The 24,177-nt window shown below is 70.9% G+C and carries 19 protein-coding genes and 2 tRNA genes; 8 read left to right on the top strand and 13 right to left on the bottom strand.

The genetic code is table 11. The features are described from left to right. Positions 1 to 4: 4 nt before the first annotated feature. A complete protein-coding gene (locus HF995_RS07400) occupies positions 5 to 1,639 on the bottom strand; it encodes an ABC transporter permease (RefSeq protein ID WP_168447179.1) in 1,635 nt (544 codons plus the stop codon). Then, positions 1,636 to 2,601: an ABC transporter ATP-binding protein gene (locus tag HF995_RS07395; RefSeq protein ID WP_168447178.1), complete on the bottom strand. Its 966-nt coding sequence runs from the start codon at positions 2,599 to 2,601 to the stop codon at positions 1,636 to 1,638. Before HF995_RS07395 ends, HF995_RS07400 begins: the two co-directional genes overlap by 4 nt. 127 nt (positions 2,602 to 2,728) lie before the next feature. On the opposite strand from HF995_RS07395, the gene HF995_RS07390 reads away from it, so the two are divergent. Beyond that, positions 2,729 to 4,678, top strand: a complete 1,950-nt coding sequence (locus HF995_RS07390; RefSeq protein ID WP_350308777.1) for an acyltransferase family protein — start codon at positions 2,729 to 2,731, stop codon at positions 4,676 to 4,678. A gap of 124 nt (positions 4,679 to 4,802) precedes the next feature. Here HF995_RS07390 and HF995_RS07385 read toward each other — a convergent pair. After that, positions 4,803 to 4,875: transfer RNA gene (locus HF995_RS07385), tRNA-Asn, on the bottom strand. A gap of 65 nt (positions 4,876 to 4,940) precedes the next feature. Further along, a complete protein-coding gene (locus tag HF995_RS07380; protein WP_168447177.1) occupies positions 4,941 to 5,465 on the bottom strand; it encodes a hypothetical protein in 525 nt (174 codons plus the stop codon). Positions 5,466 to 5,545: 80 nt separating this feature from the next. On the opposite strand from HF995_RS07380, the gene HF995_RS07375 reads away from it, so the two are divergent. After that, positions 5,546 to 5,619 (top strand) — tRNA-Ile (locus HF995_RS07375). Positions 5,620 to 5,623: 4 nt separating this feature from the next. After that, complete coding sequence (locus tag HF995_RS07370) at positions 5,624 to 6,070, top strand: GNAT family N-acetyltransferase (protein WP_168447568.1); 447 nt, start codon at positions 5,624 to 5,626, stop codon at positions 6,068 to 6,070. A 4-nt stretch (positions 6,071 to 6,074) separates the two neighbouring features. On the opposite strand, the gene dnaG is transcribed toward HF995_RS07370, so the two are convergent. The 6 genes from dnaG to HF995_RS07340 all read right to left on the bottom strand — a co-directional run bounded on the left by dnaG (position 6,075) and on the right by HF995_RS07340 (position 15,205). Then, positions 6,075 to 8,036, bottom strand: a complete 1,962-nt coding sequence (gene dnaG, locus HF995_RS07365) for a DNA primase (protein ID WP_168447176.1) — start codon at positions 8,034 to 8,036, stop codon at positions 6,075 to 6,077. A 50-nt stretch (positions 8,037 to 8,086) separates the two neighbouring features. Beyond that, positions 8,087 to 9,307, bottom strand: a complete 1,221-nt coding sequence (locus tag HF995_RS07360) for a deoxyguanosinetriphosphate triphosphohydrolase (protein ID WP_168447567.1) — start codon at positions 9,305 to 9,307, stop codon at positions 8,087 to 8,089. An 83-nt stretch (positions 9,308 to 9,390) separates the two neighbouring features. Further along, positions 9,391 to 11,250: a glycoside hydrolase family 13 protein gene (locus tag HF995_RS07355; protein WP_168447175.1), complete on the bottom strand. Its 1,860-nt coding sequence runs from the start codon at positions 11,248 to 11,250 to the stop codon at positions 9,391 to 9,393. After that, positions 11,247 to 12,152: a sugar ABC transporter permease gene (locus tag HF995_RS07350; protein ID WP_168447174.1), complete on the bottom strand. Its 906-nt coding sequence runs from the start codon at positions 12,150 to 12,152 to the stop codon at positions 11,247 to 11,249. The genes HF995_RS07355 and HF995_RS07350 overlap by 4 nt, the downstream gene beginning before the upstream one ends. 1 nt (position 12,153) lies before the next feature. Then, positions 12,154 to 13,788, bottom strand: coding sequence for an ABC transporter permease subunit (locus HF995_RS07345; RefSeq protein WP_168447173.1), 1,635 nt, complete (start codon positions 13,786 to 13,788; stop codon positions 12,154 to 12,156). 157 nt (positions 13,789 to 13,945) lie between these two features. After that, positions 13,946 to 15,205 (bottom strand): sugar ABC transporter substrate-binding protein, encoded by a 1,260-nt coding sequence (locus tag HF995_RS07340; RefSeq protein ID WP_168447172.1) that lies wholly within the window; start codon positions 15,203 to 15,205, stop codon positions 13,946 to 13,948. Positions 15,206 to 15,472: 267 nt separating this feature from the next. On the opposite strand from HF995_RS07340, the gene HF995_RS07335 reads away from it, so the two are divergent. The 3 genes from HF995_RS07335 to HF995_RS07325 all read left to right on the top strand — a co-directional run bounded on the left by HF995_RS07335 (position 15,473) and on the right by HF995_RS07325 (position 19,028). After that, positions 15,473 to 16,489 (top strand): LacI family DNA-binding transcriptional regulator, encoded by a 1,017-nt coding sequence (locus tag HF995_RS07335; RefSeq protein ID WP_350308775.1) that lies wholly within the window; start codon positions 15,473 to 15,475, stop codon positions 16,487 to 16,489. Positions 16,490 to 16,602: 113 nt separating this feature from the next. Continuing rightward, positions 16,603 to 18,321, top strand: a complete 1,719-nt coding sequence (locus HF995_RS07330) for a glycoside hydrolase family 13 protein (RefSeq protein WP_350308774.1) — start codon at positions 16,603 to 16,605, stop codon at positions 18,319 to 18,321. Between the two features lie 62 nt (positions 18,322 to 18,383). Continuing rightward, entirely contained in the window at positions 18,384 to 19,028 is a 645-nt protein-coding gene (locus HF995_RS07325; RefSeq protein ID WP_168447170.1) for an MOSC domain-containing protein, read from the top strand. Positions 19,029 to 19,057: 29 nt separating this feature from the next. On the opposite strand, the gene dusB is transcribed toward HF995_RS07325, so the two are convergent. The 3 genes from dusB to HF995_RS07310 form a co-directional block, all read right to left on the bottom strand. Further along, positions 19,058 to 20,251 carry a tRNA dihydrouridine synthase DusB gene (dusB, locus tag HF995_RS07320; protein WP_168447169.1) on the bottom strand — a complete coding sequence of 398 codons (1,194 nt, stop codon included), beginning with the start codon at positions 20,249 to 20,251 and terminating at the stop codon, positions 19,058 to 19,060. 34 nt (positions 20,252 to 20,285) lie between these two features. Then, positions 20,286 to 20,825 (bottom strand): hypothetical protein, encoded by a 540-nt coding sequence (locus tag HF995_RS07315; protein ID WP_168447168.1) that lies wholly within the window; start codon positions 20,823 to 20,825, stop codon positions 20,286 to 20,288. A gap of 95 nt (positions 20,826 to 20,920) precedes the next feature. Continuing rightward, on the bottom strand, positions 20,921 to 22,309 hold the full coding sequence (locus HF995_RS07310; protein WP_168447167.1) for a glycine--tRNA ligase: 1,389 nt from the start codon (positions 22,307 to 22,309) through the stop codon (positions 20,921 to 20,923). Positions 22,310 to 22,436: 127 nt separating this feature from the next. On the opposite strand from HF995_RS07310, the gene HF995_RS07305 reads away from it, so the two are divergent. Both HF995_RS07305 and HF995_RS07300 read left to right on the top strand, forming a co-directional pair. Beyond that, the gene (locus tag HF995_RS07305; protein WP_168447166.1) at positions 22,437 to 23,381 is read left to right on the top strand and encodes a metal ABC transporter substrate-binding protein; all 945 of its coding nucleotides are present in this window, start codon (positions 22,437 to 22,439) and stop codon (positions 23,379 to 23,381) included. Continuing rightward, complete coding sequence (locus HF995_RS07300) at positions 23,374 to 24,177, top strand: metal ABC transporter ATP-binding protein (RefSeq protein ID WP_168447165.1); 804 nt, start codon at positions 23,374 to 23,376, stop codon at positions 24,175 to 24,177. The genes HF995_RS07305 and HF995_RS07300 overlap by 8 nt, the downstream gene beginning before the upstream one ends.

The following is a 24,177-nucleotide window of genomic DNA, read 5'->3' as shown; positions in this document are numbered from 1 at the left end:
GGTCTCACTGGTGCGGGATGTCACGCCTCCGCAACCCGACCAGCCCGGCACCGACCAAGACAGCAGCCACCCCCACGAGCACCGCAACGCCCCCGAGCTCCGGCGCACCACCCGGGAGGCTCGGCACGTGCTCGAAGGGAGACACCTTCAACGCCCACGCCGGCAGCCCCAGCAGCCCGCCATACACGGACGCGACGAAGGCGTACGCATACCAGGCCCACATGGCCGGAAGAAGCCGCGGGACCCACCCGAAGAGGCAGGTCGCCGCACCGACGAGCACGGCGATCGCCGGCACCTGCGCACACCCCGCCAGCAGGTGCCCGCCCAGCCCGACCGAGCCCGACCCGGTCATGGTCGCGCCGACCCACAGCCCCGTCGCCGAGAGCACGAGGAGCCCGACACCCGCGAGCGCGACGACAGCCAGTCGCGCGAACATCCACCTGCTGCGGGCGACCGACGTCGCGAGCACGAACTCGAGGTGCCCGTCTACCTCGTCGGCACGCGCTCCGGAAGCCATCGCGACGCAGCAGCCCGCCACGACGAGCGCGAAGAACTTCACCATGAGCGCGACGAAGGCCTCCGTGGCGCCGTCGGCTCCCCCAAGCGCACGGGCGAGCGCCGGCATCTGCGCCGTCGCCTCGGCGACCGAGTCCACGAACGTCCCGGACGCGATCGCGAATGCCGCGACGCCGCAGGCCCACGCCGCGATCGTCGCCCGCTGCAGTCGCCACGCGAGCCCGAAGGGCCCCGCGAGCCGCTGCGAGGCGCGCGGGTTCCCCGGTCGCGCCCGCAGCAGGCCCGCCCCCAGGTCTCTCCCGCGTCCGAGCGCGCCAGCGACGAGCAGCAGCAGGAGCGTCAGCGCGAGCGACAGCAGCAGGGGCCACCACCGGAGATCGACGAACGCACGCACCTGCTGCGCCCAGCCGAGCGGCGACAGCCACGACAGCGGGCCTCCGTGCGGGCGCTGGAGATCACCCGCTGCACGCAGGACGAACGCGAGACCCAGCGCCGCGATCGCCAGGCCGGTCGCGGCGCGACCGTGCTCGACCACCTGCGCCGCCACTGCTGCGACCGCGCCGAACACGACACCCGTGGCCGCGCCGGCGAGGCCCACGGCGAACGCGCCGCCCGCCGGCAAGCCGCTGATCACCAGACCCGCTCCGGTACCGAGGGCGACGACCGCGTTCACGGCGACCACGAGGACGAACGCCGCGACGAACGGCGCGTGACGCCCGACGGTGCCGGCGCGGACCAGCTCGGCGCGCCCGGTCTCCTCCTCGGTGCGGGTGTGCCGCACGACCGTCTGGATGCTCATGATCGCGAGCGCGACGAACATCATGAGCGCCAGCTCCCCGGCGACCATCGCACCGTGGGTGTAGTCGGCGGTGCCGTAGCCAGGGCCGGTGAGGATGACCGCCGCGGGGCTGCTCATGAGCGCCGCCCGGGCCTGCCTGTCCGCGACCGTGGGATAGACGCCCTGGAGGGCGACCGACATGGCCGTCCAGAGCCCGCACACCGCGCAGGTCCACACCGCCAGGCGAGCCCGGTCGCGGTGCACGGCCAGACGCAGCACGGTGCCGACCCCGGCGAGCGCGGGGCCCGCTCGCGGTGCCATCCTGACGGCGGCCGTCGTCGTCATCGGCGTGCCCGCGGGTCGCGGTCGATGCCCTCGTCTGGCTGGAGCTCGTCGCCGTAGTGGCGCAGGAACAGCTCCTCGAGCGAGGGCGGCGCCACGGTGAGCGACTGCGGCTCGACCAGCGCGAGCCTCGAGAGCAGGAGGGCGAGCCCCGCGCCGTCGACCTGGAGCGTCGAGCGGAAGGAGTCCCGGTGCCGCTCCGTCACGACGTCGTGGACGCCGTCGAGCGCCGCAAGCCCGTCAGGTTCGACGGCGGTGACGGCGGTGACAGTCGAACGGGTCAGGTGCCGCAGCTCCGCGAGCGTGCCCGACTCGGCGGTCCGTCCCGCGCGCACGATCGTCACGGTGTCGCACAGCTTTTCGACCTCGGCGAGGATGTGGCTCGACAGCAGGACGGACGCACCACGCTGCGTCGCCTCCCGCACGCAGGTCGCGAACTGCGCCTCCATCAGCGGGTCGAGCCCTGAGGTGGGCTCGTCGAGCACCAGCAGCTCCGCATCGACCGCCAGCGCCGCGACGAGCGCGACCTTCTGCCGGTTGCCCTTCGAGTACGTCCGCACCTTGCGCGACGGGTCGAGGTCGAAACGCTCGAGCATCTCCTCGCGCCGGGGCGCCCGGTCGTACCCGCGGAGCCGGACGAGCAGGTCGATCACCTCGCCCCCCGTCAGGCTCGGCCACAGGTTGACGTCCCCCGGGACGTAGGCCACCCGATGGTGGAGCGCGACCGCGTCCCGCCACGGGTCCGCCCCGAGCACCTCGATGCTCCCGCCATCCGCGCGGAGCAGACCCATGACGATCCGCAGCGTCGTCGATTTTCCCGCGCCGTTCGGGCCGAGGAATCCCGTCACCGCGCCCTTGCGCACGGTCAGGTCGAGGGCGTCGATGGCGGTCGTCCGTCCGAAGGACTTGGTCAGGCGGCGGATCGCGACGACGTCGTCGTCTCCGTCGCGAGGTGCACTCTCCACGGGAACCCCGCTCGCCGGTGCGGTCGCGTCGCGACCGCCTCACTGTCGAGGCTAGGGGCCAGACGCCGAGGGTGTCACCCTCTCGCTCCGGGGCCGGGTGGCTCTAGCATCTCCTCATGAGCGCATCGTGCGAGCCGTCGTCGTGACGACAGCGCACGTCGCGGACGCACGCACCGGCTCGGGCGAGGCTCGTCCCGCTCGCCACGGCGGGCGGATCCGCGGTCTCGACGGGCTGCGCGCGCTCGCCGTCCTCGCGGTCATCGCCTACCACCTGTGGCCTGACGTCGTCGTGGGAGGCTTCCTCGGCGTCGACGTCTTCTTCGTCGTCAGCGGGTTCCTCATCACCACACTGCTGATGCGGCAGATGAGCGGCACCGGCCACCTCGACCTTCCCGACTTCTGGAAGCGCCGCGCCCGCCGGCTGCTGCCCGCTCTCGTCATCGTCCTCGTCGTCGCCACGGTCGCCGCGCGCCTCGTCGAGGCGGACCTGCTCGTCGGCGTGCGCCGGCAGTGGCTCGGTGCGCTCACGTTCTCGACGAACTGGCTCGAGATCGGTGCGGGCACGAGCTATTTCGACGCGACCGCCCCCGAGCTGTTCCAACCGTTCTGGTCGCTCGCGATCGAGGAGCAGTTCTACCTGCTGTGGCCCCTCGCCCTCCTCGGACTGGTGCTGCTCGCGGCGCGCCTGCACCAGCGTGCCGGGGCGCGCGCCATGGCGCTCCTCGTCGCGGCCGGGGCGGTCGCGAGCGCTGTCGCCATGGCAGCGACCTACACGCCCGGGGACGACCCGACACGGGTCTACTACGGCACAGGAACACACCTCTTCGGGCTGCTCGTCGGTGCCTCTGCGGCGATCGCGGTCACCGGGAACCTCCGCATCCCGTCCGAGGGGACCTGGCCGCGCACGCTCCCGTTCGTCGGGCTCGGCGTCCTCGCGGTCCTCGGCGCCACGATGGCGGCCGACGCCGCGTGGGCCTACCGGGGCGGCATCGCCGTCGGCTCCCTCGCGGCCCTGGCTCTCGTCCTCGCGTGCGTGCACGAAAGCCCTCCCAGCCTCCTGCGTGCGCTCGAGCTGCGGCCCGTCGAATGGGTCGGCGATCGCTCGTACGGCCTGTACCTGTGGCACTGGCCCGTCATCCTGATTGTGCGCGAGGTCTTCGGTGACGCGCCCGGCAGCGCGCTGTGGTGGCGCGTCCCGCTCGTCGCCGTCGTCGTCACGTTCGTGCTCGCTGCCGCGAGCCACCGGTTCATCGAGACGCCCGTGCGGCGTGACGGCTTTCGCGCCGTGGCGCGGCGCGTGCTCGCCGCCGTGCGCGGGCCGCGTCCGCTCGCTCGCACGGCCGCGGTCCTCGTCGCGACACTCGTCCTCGGTGCCGTGGTCTCGGTCGCGACCGCACCGCGGGTCTCGTCGACGCAGGCCGCGATCGAGGCCGCGCTGCAGGAGATCGCCGACCGCGAGGCCACACCCGCGGACGACCCGACCGACGCGCCGTCGGCCGGCCCCACGCAGGAGCCCTCGACGGATCCCTCTCACGAGCCGACACAAGCACCGGGCAGCACGCCCACGAAGAAGCCCAGCACGAAGATCGACGGCGCCGACGTCATCGCGTTCGGTGACTCCGTCCTCTCAGCCGCCGCGCCGACCCTCTACAACGAGTTCCCCCAGATCTCGATCGACGCCAAGCCGATCCGCCAGTGGGCCGACGCCCCGGCGCGCGTCCGCGCGGCCGAGAAGAAGGGACGGCTGCGCCCGGTGGTCCTGCTCAACTTCGGGACCAACGGCGGGCTCAAGCACGACGCCGCGCTCGCGGCGCTCGACGAGACGCTCGACCTCATCGGACCGGACCGGCAGGTGATCATCTACACGATCGTTGGCGTCAGCTACTGGGTGGACGACGCGAACGCCACGCTCGTCGAGCGCGTCGCGGGCCGTCCCAACGTCCACGTCGTCGACTGGCACGAGCACGTCGCCGAGCACCCGGGGTTGCTGCACGCCGACCGCACGCACCCCAACATGGCAGGGGTCGCCGCGTACGCCGACCTGTTGCGCAAGCAGCTCAAGGCCCTCGCGGCGTAGCTCTCGACGCCGCACCGGGCGCGCTGCCGAACCGGCGGGACACGGTCGGGCACCGGCTGCCGTCCGCGCGACCGGCGTGGAACGACGAAGGCCCGGAATCCTGAAGATTCCGGGCCTTCCGACGCTCCCGCGACTGGACTCGAACCAGTGACCGTCCGATTAACAGTCGGATGCTCTGCCAACTGAGCTACGCGGGATCGCGCTTGTTCGCCGTGACGAACGAGAAGAACTCTACCAGGATCGGAAGGGTGCTTCGAACCACTCAGAGGGGCAGGCCGACCGCCTCGCGGACCCTCGTCTCGGCGGCTGTGACCAGGGCGGCCGTCGCCGGGTCGTCAAGCCTGACGTAGCCGTCGCCGAGCACCTCGGAGAAGAGACCGTCGGTCTCGTCACGCCGCACCACGACGCGCACGGCCCCGCCCTGAGGCAGCTTGATGGTCTCCGCGTGGACGACCGACGACTGCACGCGCTCCCGGAACGTCCGGGCGAACGCCTGAGGCTTGTCGTCCGTCAGGGTGATGACCGTCTCCGGCGCACCGTCGACCCAGGTGATCGTCAGCTGCGCGCTCTGCGCGTCGAGCGCCCCGTGGTCGACGTCGCACCACCGGCGCACGACGACGTCCTCACCGAAGGCGAGCACGAGCCGGTGCGGCGTCGCGACGGCCCAGCCCTCGCCCGGCTCCCCCGCGCCGCGCGTGACCTGTGCGCCGGCGAGTGCACGCTCCTGCGCGTGCTGACGTGCCAGCCTGTCGTGCTCGGCACGGTGGCCGCGGCTCAGAAGTCCCATGACCCCACGCTAGCGCGCCGTGCCGTGCGGGACGGACCTTCACCACCCGGTAGATTGTCCCGCGGACCCGCAGGGTCCCAGGGGCGTTAGCTCAGTCGGTCAGAGCAGCGGACTCATAATCCGTCGGTCCTGGGTTCAAGCCCCAGACGCCCCACGTGATGCTCACCGTCGTCGACCCGGCGCACACGGATGCGCTCGTCGCCTTCCTCAGCGAGATGGACCTGACGCTCAGCGGCCTCGACGCCCCAGACGTACGGCTGTGGGTCGAGCACGAGGGCGACGACGTCATCGGTGCTACCGGTTACGAGCTCTCGCTCGACGGGCGTCACGCACTGATCCGCAGCGTCGCCGTCCGACCAGACCGACGCACGGCCGGACGTGGGAGCCGCCTCGCCCGCTTCGCCCTCGAGCAGGCCGCCGCGGAGGGTGCGACGACCGCATGGCTGTTCAGCCGGCGTTCAGGGCCGTTCTGGCAGTCGCTCGGCTTCGAGCTGGCCGACCGCGACCGGCTCGCAGACCTCCTCGCAGACTCGTGCCAGGTGCGTCTCTTCCGCCAGACCGGACAGCTCGACCGCGAGGTCGCCTGGTCGCGCCCCCTGCCCTAGGAGGTCAGTCGCCCTGGTCGAGCGAGCGCAGCTCGCGGCGCTGCGCCTCGATGCCGAGCAGCTCCGCGAAGATCGCCTGGTACCCGTCGGGGTCGGCCTGCGCGTCCGTACGCTGGAGCGCTGAGCGCAGGTCGGCGATGCGGCGCGTGTACTGCATCTCGACGAGCGACCGGACGACGCCGCGCACGTAGTCCTCGACAGCGGACTCCCGGTCCTCCGGGAGCGGTGCGACCGCGAGCTCGTTGACGATCCCGGCCACCGGAGCGGAGGCCTCCTCGAGGACGCGGGAGACCCAGTGGGCCGGATCCGTCGTCGTCTGCACACCACCGGCAGCACGGATCGCCTCGTGCACCGCGCGCCAGGCAGGTACGGAGAACGCGTCGGCGCCGAGCTCGTCGAACTCGGGCGGGACGGAGCCTGGGTGCTGCAGCACCGCCTCGAGGACCTCGCGCTCAAGACGGGCGACCGGGTCGGTGCGGTCGGGACGCGAGAAGGCGCCCGGGGCGCGCTCGGCCGGGTAGGCCTCAGACGGTGCGGCGTGGCGGCCCGGCTCGCCGTCGGGCCGCGCCTGCTTCTCCCCCGGGCCCTGCGCGGCGCGCTGACCTGCCTGCTGCGCCGAGCCGACGGCGCGACGCACGGTCTCGCCGTCCATGCCGAGCCATCCGGCGAGCATCCGGGTGTACTCCGGCTTGAGTGCGGAGTCGCGGATGCTCGCGACGGCGGGCGCCGCGGCACGCAGCGCGCCGACGCGGCCCTCAGCGGTGCTGAGGTCGAACGTCGCGAGCGTCGTGCGGATGACGAACTCGAACAGCGGCTGCCGCGCGTCGACGAGGGCACGCACCGCCTCGGGGCCGCGTGCGAGCCGCAGCTCGCACGGGTCCATGCCGCTCTTCTCGACCGCGACGAACGTCTGCGCGTAGAAACGCTGGTCCTCCGCGAACGCGCGCATCGCGGCCTTCTGCCCGGCGGCGTCGCCGTCGAACGTGAAGATGATCTCGCCGCCCGTCGAGCCACCACCCGCCAGCTGGACGCCCGAGCCGGCCGACGTGTCGCCGACGAGGCGGCGCACGACCCGCACGTGGTCGCTGCCGAACGCCGTGCCGCACGTCGCGACGGCGGTTCCGACGCCAGACAGGTGCGCCGCCATGACGTCCGTGTACCCCTCGACGACGACGACCCGCTTCGTCTTCGCGATCTCGCGCTTGGCGAGGTCGAGGCCGTACAGCACCTGTGACTTCTTGTAGACGGCAGTCTCGGGGGTGTTGAGGTACTTGGGGCCCTGGTCGTCGTCGAACAGGCGCCGCGCGCCGAACCCGATGACCTCGCCCGTCACGTCGCGGATCGGCCAGATGAGACGCCCGCGGAACCGGTCGTAGACGCCGCGGTTGCCCTGGGACACGAGGCCCGCTGCGAGCAGCTCGGCTTCCGAGAAGCCCTTGGCACGCAGGTGCGTGAGCAGCGCGCTCCACCCCTGCGGCGCGTAGCCGACGCCGAACGTCTCGGCCGCGGCGCGGTCGAAGCTGCGTTGCGCCAGGAACTCGCGCGCGACCGTCGCGCCCGGCGAGAAGAGCTGCTCCGCGTAGAACTGCGCGGCGGTACGGTTAGCCTCGATGATGCGCTGGCGCTTGCCCGGCTCCTCCGAGCGGCGCGGCCCGCCACCCTCCTCGTAGCGCAGCTGGATGCCGACGCGCTGCGCGAGGTGCTCGACCGCCTCCGTGAATCCGAGACCGTCGATCTTCTGGACGAACGAGATGACGTCGCCGCCCTCGTTGCACCCGAAGCAGTGCCAGCGGCCCACCTGCGGCCGCACGTGGAAGGAGGGGGTGCGCTCGTCGTGGAAGGGGCACAGACCCTTCATCGAGCCGACGCCCGCCGTCTTGAGCGTGACGTACGAACCCACGATCTCGTCGATGCGTGCCCGCTCGCGGACCGCGTCCACGTCCTCGCGCTTGATGAGACCTGCCACGCCCCGAGTCTAGGGCGTCGGGGCGGCCGTCAGAGCCGCCGCACAGGCTGTCAGAAGGCCGGGCCCACGAGCCGCGCGTACCACTTGCTCGCGCTCACGTCCGTGAGCGAGGAGACCTGGTCCACGACGACGCGCAGCCGGGCCGCGTCGTCGTCCGCCGCGCGCCAGTCGGCGGCGAACGACGGCTCGAGAGCCGTCGGTGCACGCTCGAGCAGCACCTCGACGAGAGAGGTGAGGAGCTGCCGCTGCGCCTGGTAGAGCGGCTCCGACTCGCGCGGCGCCATGACGTACGCGACCGCGACGCCCTTGAGCACGAGGATCTCCGCGACCGTGTCGTCAGGCACGACGAGGCTCGCCCCGTACCGGGTGAGCGGCCCGTCGCCGTACTCCGCGCGCGTCGCGCGGTGCGCGGCCTTGCAGAACCGGCCGATGAGCTGGCTCGTCGCGTTCTTGAGCTGGGCGAGCGAGCGGCGCGACCCGTCGAAGTCGTGCAGCCACAGGTCCGCGGCGTCGAGGCGGGAGATCGCCGCGTCGAGCTCGTCCTCGGTGAACCTTGTGCCGTACCAGGTGGTGAGCGCGTCGATGACGCGCGACCGCTCGTCGTCGTCGCGCGTGAGCGACAGGTCGACCTTGCCGCCGACGATCGCGTCCTCGACGTCGTGAACCGAGTACGAGATGTCGTCGGCCAGGTCCATGACCTGCGCCTCGAGGCACTTCGTGCCCTCGGGCGCGCCCTCGCGCAGCCACTCGAACACGGGCAGGTCGTCGGGGTAGACGCCGAACTTGTGGCTCAGCCGGCCCTGCGGCCCCTCCCAGAGGCGCCACGGGTACTTCACCGACGCGTCGAGGCTCGCACGCGTGAGGTTGAGGCCGACCGCCTCGCCGTCGTCCGTGAAGACCTTCGGCTCGAGGCGCGTGAGCAGCCGGAGCGTCTGGGCGTTGCCCTCGAAGCCGCCGATGTCCTTGGCGACGGCGGCGAGCGCACGCTCGCCGTTGTGCCCGAACGGCGGATGGCCGAGGTCGTGCGCGAGGCACGCGGTGTCGACGATGTCGGGGTCGCAGCCGAGCTGCTTCCCGAGCTCGCGGCCGACCTGCGCGACCTCGAGGGTGTGCGTCAGCCGGGTGCGGATGAAGTCGTCGCTCGACGGGCCGAGCACCTGCGTCTTGGCGCCGAGGCGACGGAGCGCAGCAGAGTGCACGAGACGGGCGCGGTCACGCTCGAACGGGGTGCGGGCCTTGCTCTTGGGCGGCTCGGGCACCCAGCGCTCCATGTCGGCAGGCGCGTAACCAGGCTGCGGGGCGGGATCTGACACGGCGTAAGCCTAGTCCAGCCGCCCGCGCAGCCCGTGGCTGCTCATCGCAGCCTCCACACCCCGAACGCCGGCCCGTCGCCCGGCACGACGACGCTCGTCGCGCCGTCGCGCTCCGTGACCGCGAGGTCCGCGCTGCCGTAGAGCGTCGCAGCCGCGCCGCCCGGTACCGCGAGGCGCAGCTCGGCACCTGCCCACGCGGCACGCGCGACGACGACGAGGAGCGCCTCGTCGGTCGTCTCGCGGACGTAGCCCACGGCGTCGTCCTCCGTGAGGACCCAGCGCAGCGAACCTTCGCGCAGCGCACGGTGCTCGGCGCGCAGGCGCGCCAAGGTGCGGTAGCGCTCATGGATGACGTCGTCCCGACGGTCTGGGCTGTCCCACGGCATCGGGACGCGCGAGTGCTCGCCTGTCGTGCCCGTGAGCCCGAGCTCGTCGCCCGCGAACATCGCGGGGACGCCGAGGTACGTGAACAGGAGACCGGCAGCGACCTCCTGCATCTCGCGGGAGCCGACGACCGTGCGGATGCGCGGGGTGTCGTGCGATCCGAGCATGTTCCACTGGTTCAGCAGCACCTGCCACGGGACGGCGGCGTCGAAGTCGCGCATCTCGGCGACCATCTGAGCACCGGTGCGGCGCGGCATCGCGAGCCCCTCGACTCCCATGTACCGGATGCCGTTGTCCGGCGCGGCGAGCCACGTCCACACCGGGTTCGAGAACGCCGTGTAGTTCATGTTGCCGTGCCACGTCTCGCCGGACAGGTCGCCCCGCGCGTCGTGGAAGTGCTCGCTGATGAGCGCGGCGTCGGGGTTCACCTCGGCGAGCGTCGCGCGCAGGCGACGGCCGACGTCCTCGTTGTGGTCCTCGTCGGCGTACCGACCGGTCATGTTGGCGACGTCGACGCGCCACCCGTCGAGCGACCAGGGTGCTTCGAGCCATCTGCCGATGACCGAGCGAGGTCCGTCGATCAGACGCGGGCCGAGCTCCGGCGACGCGAAGTTGAGCTTCGGCAGGTTGCTGTGCCCGAGCCAGCTCGCGTACCCCGGTCCCCCGTCGATCCAGTAGTAGAAGTCGCGCTCGGCGCAGCTCTCGTCCGTGCGGGCACGGTGGAACCACTCGTGTCCCTCACCGGTGTGGTTCGTCGTGATGTCGCCCATGATCCGCATGCCGCGGGAGTGCAGGGCCTCGCTGAGGCGCGCGAGCGCGTCGTCGCCGCCGAGCAGCGGGTCGACGTGGTCGAACGTCGACGCGTCGTACCGGTGCGCGGATCTTCCCGGGAAGATGGGCGTGAGGTAGACCGTCGTCACACCGAGGCCGGCGATGTGGTCGAGGTGCTCGATCACGCCGTCGAGGTCACCACCGTAGAGCTGCTTGCCTGTGCGGGCGCCGTGCGCGGCAGGCTCGTCGTCCCACGTGGCGGGCTCGGCCCAGTCCGGCAGCGGGCGCTCGTCTGCGGCGGCGGACCGCGCGAAGCGGTCCGGGAACACCTGGTAGACGACGGCGTGGTGGAGCCACGCGGGCGCGGGAGCGGCAGTCGTGATGCGGAAGTCGTTCTCGTCCGTCACGCCACGGTCGTGGACCCCGCGGGCGTTGAGCCAGTGCACGTCGCCAGGCAGCACGAGAGCGAACCGGTAGCTCGTGACCGGGTTGTGCAGCGGGAGCTGCGCCTCGTACCAGTGGTCGTGCTCGTCGCTGTGCGCGAGAGCGGTGCGCACCGTGCGGGGCTCGGCATCCTGGACGAAGCGCAGGAGGACGGCAGTCTCGCCGTAACCGCGCGGCACGCGCACGCGGACCGTGAGGACGGACCCGAGCTGGTAGGGGCCTTGCTGGACATAGATCTCGGAGCCGTCGTGGTGCGGGAGCGCCATGAGCGCCCCCGCACCACGGGTGGTGCGGTCGATCATCCCTTGACGGACCCCGCAGTGAGGCCGGAGACGATGTACTTCTGCAGGAAGAGGAACAGGATCACGACCGGGATGGCGGCGATGATCGCGCCTGCGGCGAACAGCGACCACGGCACGGCGCGGGGGTTGGACGCCCACTGGTAGAGGCCGACGGCGATCGTGAACTTGTCGTTCGCCTGCATGACGACCTTGGCGATGATGAAGTCGCCGTACGTCGCGACGAAGGACAGCAGGCCCACGACGGTGAGGATCGGCAGCACGAGCCGCAGGATGATCTGCCAGAAGATCTGTGCGTGCGTGCACCCGTCGAGCTTCGCCGCCTCGTCGAGCTCACGCGGGATCGTGTTGAAGAACCCGTACATGAGGAACGTGTTGCTCCCGAGCGAGCCGCCCAGGTAGATCGCGATGAGTCCGAGGATCTGGTTGAGGCCGATCAGCGGGAACACGTCGCCGAGCGAGAGCAGCAGCAGGAAGATCGCGACGAACGCGAGCATCTGCGGGAACATCTGGATGATCAGGAGAGACGTGAGCGCGCCGTGGCGCCCACGGAAGCGGAACCGGGAGAACGCGTAGGCGGCGGACGCCCCCATCAGGAGCGTGCCCAGCGCGGTGATCGTGCAGATGACGATCGAGTTCAGCGCCCACGACGGGAAGTCGGTCTCGGCGAAGAGCTTCGTGAAGTTGGCCAGGTCGATGTTCTGGAAGAGCTTGCTCGAACCGCTGATCGAGCCGCCCGGGTTGAGCGACGTCGACAGCGCGAAGACGAGCGGGAACACCGCGTAGATGATCAGCGCGACCGCGACGACGTGCCGCCAGCCGATCTGCCGCCACCACACCTGACCCTTGGGGCGCGTGTCGCGGTACTGGACGGGGGTGCCGGGAGCCGAGGTCTGGAAAGCCATGTCAGTTGATCTCCTCGAGCGAGCGGGTCTTGCGGAACCCGATGTAGGACACGATCCCCACGATCAGGAAGATGATGATGGACATGGCGCTCGCGAGCCCGTAGTCCTTCGCGCCGCCACCTTCGATCGCGATCTTGTACACGGTCGAGATGAGGATGTCCGTCGACCCGAGGCCGTACTCGTTGCCGACGTAGACCGGGCCACCCTTGGTGAGCATGTAGATCAACGAGAAGTTGTTGAAGTTGAACGCGAAGCTCGCGATCAGCAGCGGCGTCACCGAGACGAGCAGCAGCGGCAGCGTCAGGCTGCGGAACACTCGCGCAGGACCGGCGCCGTCGATGCGAGCCGCTTCGTTGATGTCGCTCGGGATCGACTGCAGGGCTCCGGTCGTGATCAGGAACATGTACGGGAAGCCGAGCCACAGGTTGACCCCGATGATCGCGATCTTGGCGAGCCACGGGTCGCCAAGCCAGTCGATGGAGGCGCCGCCGAGGAGCGTCTGGTTGATGAAGCCGTACGACCGGTTGAGCATCCCGGCCCAGATGAGCGCGGAGAGGAAGCCCGGGAACGCGTACGGGAGGATCAGCAACGACCGGTAGATCTTGCGGCCGCGGACGCGCTCGTCGTTGAACGTGATCGCGATGAAGAGCCCGAGCGCGAAGGTCGTCGCGACCGACAGGAAGGCGAACGCGAAGGTCCAGGTGGCCGCCTTGAGGAACGGACCCGAGAGGCGTTCCTCGGTGAACATGCGCGTGAAGTTGTCGAACCCGACCGCGACGCGCCATCCCGGCGTCAGGGTCGTCCCGTCTGCGGCGGTGAACGAACCGTCGTTCTCGGCGTAGTAGACGACGCCCGTCTCGACGTGCGTCATCGTGTCCTCGGCGGCGTCGTACGCGAGGGCAGGCTGGTTCCGGAACCCGTTGGCGCCGAAGTCGGTGCTGAGGCTGCCGCTCGTGGGGTCGGAGCTCCACGGGACGGTGATCACGCTGACGTCCTCGTCGAGGGTGAGCAGCCCGGCGAAGTCGACCGTCTCGAACCCGGGGGCGGACGCGATGCGCTGCGTCTTCTCTCCAGCCTGGACGACCTCGGCGTCGGGGTGCTCCTCGAGGGGGGTGTCCGCGCTGCCGATGAGGGCCTTGCCCTCGTCGACGATGCCGAAGTAGATCTCACCGTCACGCTGGAGGACCGTGAGCGGGTACGTCGGCGAGTCAGGGACACGCACCTGGTTGTACTGCTGCAGGCGCTCGATCGCCTGCTCCTTGGTGAGCATGTGCCCGGTGCCGTAGTTCGTGAAGGCGACGTAGCCCGTGTAGCCCATGACGAAGACCTGGTACACGAGCAGGAACAGGAGGCCCGGGAGCAGGTACTTGAGCGGCACCATGCGGCGCGAGAAGTAGACCCAGTTGACGGCAGCGAGGCCGACGACGAGGGACACGACGATCGGCCAGTGCCCGATCGTGGTTGCTGTGATGATCCCGTAGACGCCGAGGGCGTCGACGAGCATCACGAGCAGGAGCTTCACGAGGAAGCCCTTGCCGATGTCACGGGCGTGGGACGTGGTGCCCCGACGCGGTGTCAGGTCGGGCGCTGACGCGACCGTGGACCCTGTCTCGGACAGGGCGCTTCGCTCACTCATTTGGGGTGCCTCCGTCGGGTGTCGCCTCACCGCGCCCACCGTTGTGTCACTTCAGTCTGCTCATGATGTGGAGCCCTCGCCACAGAGGCGAGGGCTCCACATCAGTGCGTGTTGGCTGCGCGGTTGCCGGCCTCGTCAGCGCGGGCCGCGCAGGTCATCACTTCTTGAAGAGGTCGTTGATCTGGGTGCCCAGCTCGGCCCAGGCGTCGGCCGGGTTGGTGGCCTTGCCGGAGATGATCGCGACCTGGGTCTTGCCCCAGTTGCCCCAGATGGAGTCCATCTCCTTGAGACCCGGAGCGGCGACCGCGTCCTGGCCCGCGAGGGCGAAGCCCTTCAGGAGCTCGTTGTCGACGGCGGCGGCAGCCTCGGAGGCGACGGGGATACGGCCACCCTCCTTGTAGAGCTTCGTCTGGACGTCACCGCGAGCGATGTAGGAGACGAACGCGTTGGCCGCGACCTTGTTGGTGGACTCGGCGCTGACGTAGATGCCCTGGTAGCCGGCGAACGGGCGCGCCGTCTCGCCACCCGCGGACGGGATCGGGAGGACGGAGACGTCCATGCCGGTCTCGGAGAAGCGGCCCTCGCCACCCACGACGTTCCACGGACCCGTGATGATGTACGGGGTCTCGCCGTTCTTGAACGCGTCGGTCGCAACCTGACCGTCGATGTCCGCGGACAGCCAGCCCTTCTTGCCCTGCTCGGCCAGCCACTCGGCCCAGGCGTCGCCGCCCGTGCCCGTGATGCCGGCCTCGCCGATGTAGCTGCCGTCGGCGTCGGTCGCGAGGATCGAGATGCCGAAGGACGTCATCAGCGGGTTGAGGTGGTACGCGTCGCCGTCCTTGCCCTGCTGGACGACGAGCGGGTACTTGGCCTTCGTCTCGTCGTTCTGCGCGATGAGCTCGTCGATCGTCGCCGGGGTCTCCTTGACGAGCTCGTTGTTACGGATGAGCGCGATGTTCTCGACCGCGTAGGGAACGCCGTAGAGCTGGCCCTCGGACGAGAAGGCGCTGAGCGACCCGGCCGAGAGGCCGGACGCGTCCTCGAGCTGGATGGGTGCAGCGGCGCCGTTCGCGACGAGCTCGCCGACCCAGTCGTGGGCGCCGACGATCAGGTCGGGCCCCTTGCCGGTCGGGGCCTGCGCCAGGAAGTCGGTCTTCATGTCGGCGTTGGCCTTCTGGACCAGGTTGACCTTGACGCCGAACTCGGCCTCGAAGTCGGACGCGACACCGGGGAAGTCCTTGATGCGCTCCTCGTCGACCCAGAAGGTCAGCTCACCGGAGAACTTGGGGGCCTCCGACGTCGTCGTGGCCTCCGGCGCCTTGGTGGTGGTCGTCTCGGTGCCGCTGTTCCCGCCGCACGCGGTGAGCGTCAGGCCGAGCCCGACGACCGCGGCCACGAAGGGGATGCTCCGTCGCATCGCATGTCTCCCAAAATGTTGATCCATGCCCACCACGACATCCGTAGCGAGCGCTGATACGACCGACGGTAGTTCGCGACGACGACCCGATGCAAGCCGTTACGGTAACTTTCACGCAACATTGCAGAGGGGCTAGACTCGAGCGTCGCCCGGGTGGGACAAACGGCTCAACAGGCGGCGCGAACGCTCGCGCGTCAGCGACGACACGTTTCTGTCGCGGGCGTCGGATCATGGCAAGGAGGCCTGTTGTCCCGTACATTGCAACCCGTGCGCACCCGTCTATCCGATCTCGCCGTGCAGGCTGGTGTCAGCACCGCGACCGTGTCCCGGGTGCTGAACGGCAAGGCGGGCGTGTCCGGCGAGACACGCCAGGCGGTGCTCGCTGCCCTCGACCTGCTCGGCTACGAGCGACCGGAGAAGCTCAAGAGCCACTCCGCAGGCCTCATCGGCCTCGTCGTACCCGAGCTCACGAACCCGGTCTTCCCGGCGTTCGCACAGGTCATCGAGTCGCGCCTCTCCGAGCACGGATACACGCCCCTGCTGTGCACCCAGTCGCCCGGCGGCACGACCGAGGACGAGTACATCGAGATGCTGCTCGACCACGGGGTCGCCGGCATCATCTTCGTCTCCGGGCTCCACGCCGACGTCACAGCGTCGCACGAGCGGTACCACCGCCTGCGTGACCGCGGGGTGCACCTCGTGATGATCAACGGCTGGGCCGAGGGCATCGACGCACCGTTCATCTCCAACGACGACTACAACTCGATGGAGCTGTCGGTCCGCCACCTCGTGTCGCTCGGGCACCGCAAAATCGGCCTCGCGATCGGCCAGGACCGCTACGTCACCGTGCGCCGCAAGGTCGAGGGGTTCACCACGTCGATCGCCCGCCACCTCGGCGAGCACGACGTCGCACCGCACGTCGCGACGTCGCTGTTCTCGGTCGAGGGCGGCCAGGCGGCCGCGGGCGAGCTCATCGACAGCGGTCACACGGGGATCATCTGCGGCTCGGACCTCATGGCTCTGGGTGCGACCAGGGCCGCGCGGACCCGCGGGCTCAAGATCCCTCGCGACGTCTCGATCGTCGGGTACGACGACTCGCCGCTGATCGCGTTCACGGACCCGCCGCTCACGACGATCCGTCAGCCCGTCACCGCGATGGGGACCGCAGCCGTGACGTCGCTCATGTCGCAGATCGCGGGAGACCCGATCCCCCGTTCGGAGATCCTCTTCCACCCGGAGCTCGTCGTGCGCGAGTCCACCGGCGTGGCTCCGACCGCCGACTGACGCTCACGCGCAAGGCCCCGGTGGCTTCCACCGGGGCCTTGCGCGTACTGTTCATCAAATCGATTCGATAGCCCTTGTGGCGCTCACACCGACGACGACGAAACGAGGCCCCCGTGACGTTCACCCCCGTCACCGCGACCACGATCCACCCCGCACACCCCGCGCCCGCCGAGTGGTGGCGCGACGCCGTGATCTACCAGGTGTACCCGCGCTCCTTCGCGGACGCCGACGGTGACGGCATGGGCGATCTCGCGGGCATCGCCGCGCGCCTCGACCACCTTGCCCAGCTCGGCGTCGACGCGCTGTGGCTCTCGCCCTTCTACCGGTCGCCGCAGGCCGACGGCGGGTACGACGTCGCCGACTACCGCGACGTGGACCCGCTCTTCGGGACCCTCGCAGACTTCGACATGCTCCTCGAGCGCGCCCATGCACTCGGCCTCCGCGTCGTCATCGACCTCGTCCCCAACCACACCTCGGACCAGCACGCGTGGTTCCAGGCTGCGCTCGCCGCCGGCCCCGGCAGCCCCGAGCGTGCCCGCTACATGTTCCGCGACGGCAAGGCGAACGGCGAGGAACCGCCGAACAACTGGGGCTCCGTCTTCGGCGGGCCCGCCTGGACGCGCGTCGACAAGCACCCCGACGCCGCCCGCCTCGGAGCCACCGACACGCAGTGGTACCTGCACATGTTCGACTCCTCCCAGCCCGACCTCGAGTGGACCAACCCCGAGGTGCGCGCGGAGATGGTCGACATCCTGCGGTTCTGGCTCGACAAGGGCGTCGATGGGTTCCGCGTCGACGTCGCGCACGGCATGGTCAAGAAGGACGGCCTGCCGGACTGGGACGGCAACACGTCCATGGTCGACGGATCGACGGGCGAGGCCGCGAACGTCACCGCGCTCACCCCGATGTTCGACCAGCCCGGCGTCCACGAGATCTACCGCGAGTGGAACACGGTCCTCGCCGAGTGCGACGGCGACCGCGCGCTCTGCGCCGAGGCCTGGGTCGAGCCGCTCTCGGCCCTCGCCCGCTACGTCCGTCCCGACGAGATGCAGCAGGCGTTCAACTTCGCCTACCTGACGACCCCGTGGGACGCCGCGGCGCTCCGCGACGTCGTGACGACGTCGCTCGGCGCCTACGACGAGGTCGGCGCGCCGACGACCTGGGTCCTGTCGAACCACGACGTCGTGCGGCACGCGTCGCGGCTCGCGATCCCCGGCGGCGGACGACCCAACGGCATCCGCGCGCACGAGCCGCAGCCGGACGCGGTCGTGGGCCTGCGGCGCGCCCGCGCGGCCACCCTTCAGATGCTCGCGCTGCCCGGCTCCGCTTACCTGTACCAGGGCGAGGAGCTCGGCCTGCCCGAGCACACGACGCTCGACGACTCCCTGCGCCAGGACCCCGCATGGTTCCGCAGCGGACACACCGAGGCGGGCCGCGACGGATGCCGCGTCCCTATGCCGTGGGCGGGCGACGCGCCGGGGCTCGGCTTCGGCCCGAGCGCTGCGACCTGGCTCCCCCAGCCCGACAGCTACCGCGAGCTCGCTGCTGACCGTCAGCGCGGGGTCGACGGCTCGACCTACGAGCTGTACCGCACGGCGCTCGCCGAGCGCCGTCGGCTCGGGCTCGGGGCGGGTGACCTCGCGTGGGTCGACGCGTTCGCAGACGACCCGGCGGTCGTCGCCTTCCGCAACGGCGACCTGCTCGTCATGACGAACCTGGGCGGCACGCCCGTCGAGGTGCCCGTCGGGTACGAGGTCCTCGTCGCGAGCGGCCCCGTGGACGACGGCGTGCCCACCGACACGACGGTGTGGGCGCTTCCCGAGAGCGCCTGACCGCGGCGCCGCGCGCCCGCCGCACACCGGCGGGCGCGCGCGCCGCCACCTAGGATCGACGCGTGACCGAAGCCACCCTCGTCGCCGTCTGCCGCGCACCGCGCCCCGTCCACGTGCCCTCCCTCGGGAGGGAGACCTCGATCGACAAGACCGCGACGGCCGAACCTGTCGCCGTCGGTCTGCTGGGCCTCGAGGGCGACACCCAGGCGGACAAGAAGCACCACGGCGGGCCGGACAAGGCCCTGTACGCGTACGCCGAGCACGAAGCCGAGGAGTGGGCGCGGCGTCTCGGCCGGCCGGTCCCCCCGGGCCTCTTCGGCGAGAACCTCCGGGTCGCGGGCGTCGAGACGTCGGCCGCGATCATCGGTGAGACGTGGCGCATCGGCGACGACGTCGTCGTCGAGGCGACCATGCCCCGTACACCGTGCGCGACCTTCGCCGACCGGATGCGCGAGCCGCGCTGGGTGCGCCGCTTCGGCGAGGCCGGGCTCGTCGGGACGTACCTCCGGGTCCTCCAGCCCGGGACGGTGCGCGCGGGCGACCCGATCGAGCTGGTCTCGCGCCCCGAGCACGGGGTGACCGTCGCGTCGTGGTTCACCGACCCGACGCAGGAGTCGGCACGGGCGCTGCTCGACGCCCACGAGTCGGGCGCCGTGCGCCTCGCCGACCACATGGTCGACAGGGTGACGAGGGTCGCCGTCCGCTGACGACTCGCCGAGCCTCGGCGCCCGGGAGCCTAGCCGCCCGAGACGGAGAGCTCGGCCTCGGCCAGCCTGGCCCGGAAGTCGTCGTCGAGCTCACGCGAGTCGAGCCACCCCTCCGGGAGGTGCGGCCTCTTCGGCGTCCCCTGCCGTCCGCGCGTGCCCTCGGCAGCCTCGCCGGGGTACGGCTGGTCCAGGTCGAGCGCGTCGAGCAGCTCGCGCAGCTCCGCGAGCGTCGAGACCATCGCGAGGCCGCGCCGGCTGTCGCCGCCCACCGGGTAGCCCTTGAGGTACCAGGCCATGTGCTTGCGCAGGTCGCGCATGCCCTTGTCCTCGTCACCGAACTCCTCGACCATGAGCTCGCCGTGCCGGTAGATCGTGTCGGCGACCATGCGCAGGCCCGGCCGCACGCGCTCGTCGCGCCCGTCGAACGCCGCGGCAAGATCGGCGAACAGCCACGGCCGCCCCTGGCAGCCGCGCCCGACGACGACACCGTCGCAGCCCGTCTGCTCGACCATCGCGACCGCGTCCTCAGCGCTCCAGATGTCCCCGTTGCCGAGGACCGGGATCGAGGTGACCGTGCGCTTGAGCTCGGCGATCGCGGACCAGTCGGCGTGGCCCGAGTAGTACTCGGCGGCCGTGCGTGCGTGCAGCGCGACCGCAGCGACCCCCAGGCTCTCCGCGATCAGGCCTGCCTCGAGGTAGGTGTGGTGCTCGGCATCGATGCCCTTGCGCATCTTGACGGTCACCGGCACGCCGTAGGGAGCCGCCGCCTCGACGGCGGCCGCGACGATGCGCGTGAACAGCTCCCGCTTCCACGGCAACGCGGCGCCACCGCCCTTGCGCGTCACCTTGGGCACAGGGCAACCGAAGTTCAGGTCGACGTGGTCTGCGCGCCCCTCCCCCGCGATGATCTTCACCGCAGCGCCCACGGTCGCCGGGTCGACGCCGTACACCTGCGCCGAGCGCACCTTCTCGTCCTCGTCGAACGTGACGATCCGCAAGGACTCCTCGTTGCGCGCGACGAGCGCCCGTGACGTCACCATCTCCGCCACGTAGAGGCCCGCACCGTGCTCGCGGCACAGTCGACGGAACGCGCCGTTCGTGACGCCGGCCATGGGCGCGAGGACGACGGGGGTGTCGATCGAGTGCGCGCCGATCTGCAGTGGCGGGAGGAGCCGCTCGCCGGGGCGGCGTGCGGTCGTCGGGTCGAGGGCAGTGGTGCTCATGGGCTCCATCATCCCATCGCCGGACGGCTACCTCTCAGCCGGCGGTCCGGTCAGGTGTGGCCAGCCGCGCGACGATCGCTGCCGCCAGGAACGAGCCGGGCAGGCAGAACGCCACGATCGCACCGCCGAGCACGAGTGCGGCGATCCCCGCCGTGAACACGACGACGACGAGCGTGAAGCCACCGCCCATCACCGGCAGGACCACGAGCCACGCCAGGCTCGAGACGGCGCCCAGACGCCACGGCGACAAGGGCGCACCCCGTCGCAGGGATCGGTTGAGCATCGTGCGCACGAGCGTACCGAACACGAGCGCGGCGAGCGCGATGACGAGGACGAGCAACCAGAGCGTCGGGACCGCGATCAGGTCGAACAGCCCAGGCTCGACGGGACGTGCGTCGTCCGGCAGGTAGACGACCTCTCTCGGCCTGAGCACGAGCGCGAGCGGCAGCCCTGTCGTGACGAGGCCGGCGAGCGCAGCCGCGGGGACGACCCACCAGGGCAGCGCCGGGCTCTGCACCGCCCCGGGCAGCGGCGTCGCGTCCACGGCGCGCGGGAGCGACGGTTCCGGGTTCATGCGCGCAGCGTAACGTCCCGCGTCGCTCCGAGAACAACGCCGGAGGCCGGCAGCGTCGCTGCCAGCCTCCGGTGCGTCGTGGTGCTGGGGTGCTGTCAGGCGCCGATCAGGCGCGCTGCGAGGTAGCCCTCGACCTGGTCGAGCGCGACGCGCTCCTGCTCCATCGAGTCACGGTGCCGGATCGTCACGGCGTGGTCCTCGAGGGTGTCGAAGTCGACGGTGATGCAGAACGGCGTGCCGATCTCGTCCTGGCGACGGTAGCGACGGCCGATCGCGCCGGCGTCGTCGAAGTCGATGTTCCAGGTCTTGCGCAGCTGTGCGGCGAGGTCGCGGGCCTTGGGCGAGAGCTGCTCGTTGCGGGACAGCGGCAGGACCGCGGCCTTGACGGGCGCGAGTCGGGGGTCGAGGCGCAGGACCGTGCGGACGTCGACGCCGCCCTTCGCGTTCGGCGCCTCGTCCTCGGCGTACGCCTCGACGAGGAAGGCCATGAGCGAGCGCGTGAGACCTGCCGCAGGCTCGATCACGTACGGGTAGTAGCGCTCGTTCTTGGCCTGGTCGAAGTAGGACAGGTCCTTGCCTGAGATCTCCGAGTGGGTCTTAAGGTCGAAGTCGGTGCGGTTCGCGATGCCCTCGAGCTCGCCCCACTCGCTGCCCGTGAAGCCGAAGCGGTACTCGATGTCGACCGTCCGCTTGGAGTAGTGGGAGAGCTTCTCCTTCGGGTGCTCGTACAGGCGCAGGTTCTCCGGCGCGATGCCGAGGTCCGTGTACCAGGCCATGCGCGTGTCGATCCAGGTCTGGTGCCACTCCTCGTCCGTGCCGGGCTCGACGAAGAACTCCATCTCCATCTGCTCGAACTCACGTGTGCGGAAGATGAAGTTCCCGGGCGTGATCTCGTTGCGGAAGGACTTGCCGATCTGGCCGATGCCGAACGGCGGCTTCTTGCGGGAGGCGCCCTGGACGTTGGCGAAGTTCACGAAGATGCCCTGGGCGGTCTCGGGGCGCAGGTAGTGCAGCCCTTCCTCGTTGTCGACGGGGCCCAGGTAGGTCTTGAGGAGGCCCGAGAAGTTCTGCGGCTCGGTCCATGCACCCTTGGTGCCGCACGCGGAGCAGACGATGTCGGCGAGGCCGTTCTCGGGGACGCGCCCCTTCTTCTCCTCGAACTCCTCGAGCAGGTGGTCGGCACGGTAGCGCTTGTGGCAGCTCGTGCACTCGACGAGGGGGTCGGTGAAGACGGCGACGTGGCCGGAGGCCTCCCAGACCTTCTTGGGGAGGATGACCGCGGAGTCGATCCCGACGACGTCGTCGCGACCACGGACCATCGACTGCCACCACTGGCGCTTGATGTTCTCCTTGAGCTCGGCGCCGAGGGGCCCGTAGTCCCAGGCGGAGCGGGAGCCGCCGTAGATCTCACCAGACTGGAAGACGAAGCCCCTGCGCTTGGCGAGGGAAACGACTGCGTCGAGACGCTTGGACGGTGCGGCCACTGAAATCACTCCGTTGACATGGTCGACGCCCGCGCATGGCTTGCGGGGCGGTTGCAAGGTTCCAGGCTACCCGGCCCGCGAGCCCTCATTTTGACAATGGTTCTCATTACCGTTGAGAATGTGGGACGTGACCTTCCGCTCCCGCACCCTCGTGACCGCCGCAGCCGCCCTCGCCTTCGCGCTCGGCACCGCAGGCTGCTCGTCCAGCTCGAACGACCCGGACGCCGCCCTCGACGTCCTCACGTCGTTCTACCCGCTCCAGTTCGTCGCCGAGCAGGTCGGAGGTCCCGCCGTCAGCGTCTCCAACCTCACCCCGCCCGGCGGCGAGCCGCACAGCCTCGAGCTCTCCCCCGCGACGCTGCGCACGGTCGGCCAGGCCGACGTCGTCGTCTACCAGTCCGGCTTCCAGGCCGCCGTCGACCAGGCCGTCGCCGACGGCGCACCGAAGGCCGTGCTCGACGCCGCCCGCTTCGCCGAGCTCGACGCCGACGCGGAGCACGACGACGAGGGCGAGAGCGAGTCGCACGACGGCCACGACCACGGCAGCCTCGACCCGCACTTCTGGCTCGACCCGACCCTCCTCGCCGGGCTCGCCACCGAGGTGGGCGAGACCTTCGCCGCTGCCGACCCGGACGACGCCGCGGGCTACCGTGAGCGCGCCGCCGAGCTCGTCGCGACCCTGACCGACCTCGACGAGTCGTTCACGACCGGCCTCGCGAGCTGCGACAGCCGCACCTTCGTCACGACGCACGAGGCGTTCGGCTACCTCGCCCACCGTTACGACCTCGAGCAGGTCGGCATCTCGGGGCTCGACCCCGAGACGGAGCCCTCTCCCGCCCGCCTGCGGGAAGTGTCGAAGGTGATCTCCGAGGCTGGTGTGAGCACCGTGTTCTCCGAGTCTGCGGCGACCGCCAAGGTGGCGGAGGTCCTCGCCGACGACCTCGGCATCTCGACCGCCGTCCTCGACCCGCTCGAGTCCCGCACCGACGCCCAGCTCGCCGCCGACGACGACTACCTCGTCGCGATGACCGCGAACCTCACCGCTCTCAAGGAGGCGCTCGGCTGTGCCTGACCAGAATGAGCCGGCCAGCCCGGCGCTCGACGTCCGCGGCCTCGGCGTCCGGCTCGAAGGCTCCCAGATCCTGCACGGCATCGACCTGCGCGTCGAGCGCGGTGAGGTCGTCGCCGTGCTCGGCACCAACGGTTCGGGCAAGTCGACGCTCGTCCGCTCCCTCGTGCGCGCCGTCCCCGTGACGGAGGGCACCGTCGAGATCCTCGGCGCGCCGCTCGGCCCTTCCGCGCCCTGGGACCGCGTGGGCTACGTCCCACAGCGGGTCGGCGCGTCCGCCGGCGTGCCCGCGACGGTCGCCGAGATCGTCGCGTCGGGCCTCCTGACCTCCCGCTCGCTGCGCAAGCCCCGCGACTGGCGCGCCCGCGTCGACGCTGCGCTCACCGAGGTCCGGCTCGCCCACCGCCGGGACCAGGCCGTCACCGAGCTCTCCGGCGGTCAGCAGCAGCGCGTGCTCATCGCTCGCGCCCTCGTCCGCGACCCCGAGCTGCTCATCCTCGACGAGCCCGTCGCCGGCGTCGACCACCCGTCCCAGGAAGCGCTCGCCGCCACGCTGCGCCGCCTCGTCGCGAGCGGCCGCACGATCGTCGTCGTGCTGCACGAGCTCGGCGAGCTCGCCGACCTCATCTCCCGCGCCGTCGTGCTGCGCCACGGTCGCATCGTGCACGACGGCGCACCGCCGCGCGCCGCGCACGGCCACGACGCCGCCGACCACGACCACGTGCACGTCCACGGCGACCCGGAGCCCCGCTCCCTGCCACCCGTCCTGCCCGAGCACCTCTTCAGCGAAGGAGCGTGA

Source organism: Sanguibacter hominis ATCC BAA-789 (assembly GCF_012396185.1).
In the GTDB taxonomy this organism is placed as follows: Bacteria; Actinomycetota; Actinomycetes; order Actinomycetales; family Cellulomonadaceae; genus Flavimobilis; species Flavimobilis hominis.
The sequence above is the reverse complement of the archived record's forward strand: the minus strand, read 5'-3'. Positions and strand labels throughout refer to the sequence as shown.

What these genes read in the sequence shown, in the direction of transcription:
- HF995_RS07350 (WP_168447174.1), bottom strand. Translation starts at nt 12,152, where the DNA reads ATGGCTTTCCAGACCTCGGCTCCCGGCACCCCCGTCCAGTACCGCGAC.
- HF995_RS07340 (WP_168447172.1), bottom strand. Translation starts at nt 15,205, where the DNA reads ATGCGACGGAGCATCCCCTTCGTGGCCGCGGTCGTCGGGCTCGGCCTG.
- HF995_RS07370 (WP_168447568.1), top strand. Translation starts at nt 5,624, where the DNA reads ATGCTCACCGTCGTCGACCCGGCGCACACGGATGCGCTCGTCGCCTTC.
- HF995_RS07380 (WP_168447177.1), bottom strand. Translation starts at nt 5,465, where the DNA reads ATGGGACTTCTGAGCCGCGGCCACCGTGCCGAGCACGACAGGCTGGCA.
- dusB (WP_168447169.1), bottom strand. Translation starts at nt 20,251, where the DNA reads ATGAGCACCACTGCCCTCGACCCGACGACCGCACGCCGCCCCGGCGAG.
- HF995_RS07355 (WP_168447175.1), bottom strand. Translation starts at nt 11,250, where the DNA reads ATGATCGACCGCACCACCCGTGGTGCGGGGGCGCTCATGGCGCTCCCG.
- HF995_RS07360 (WP_168447567.1), bottom strand. Translation starts at nt 9,307, where the DNA reads ATGGAGCGCTGGGTGCCCGAGCCGCCCAAGAGCAAGGCCCGCACCCCG.
- HF995_RS07345 (WP_168447173.1), bottom strand. Translation starts at nt 13,788, where the DNA reads ATGAGTGAGCGAAGCGCCCTGTCCGAGACAGGGTCCACGGTCGCGTCA.
- HF995_RS07315 (WP_168447168.1), bottom strand. Translation starts at nt 20,825, where the DNA reads ATGAACCCGGAACCGTCGCTCCCGCGCGCCGTGGACGCGACGCCGCTG.
- HF995_RS07400 (WP_168447179.1), bottom strand. Translation starts at nt 1,639, where the DNA reads ATGACGACGACGGCCGCCGTCAGGATGGCACCGCGAGCGGGCCCCGCG.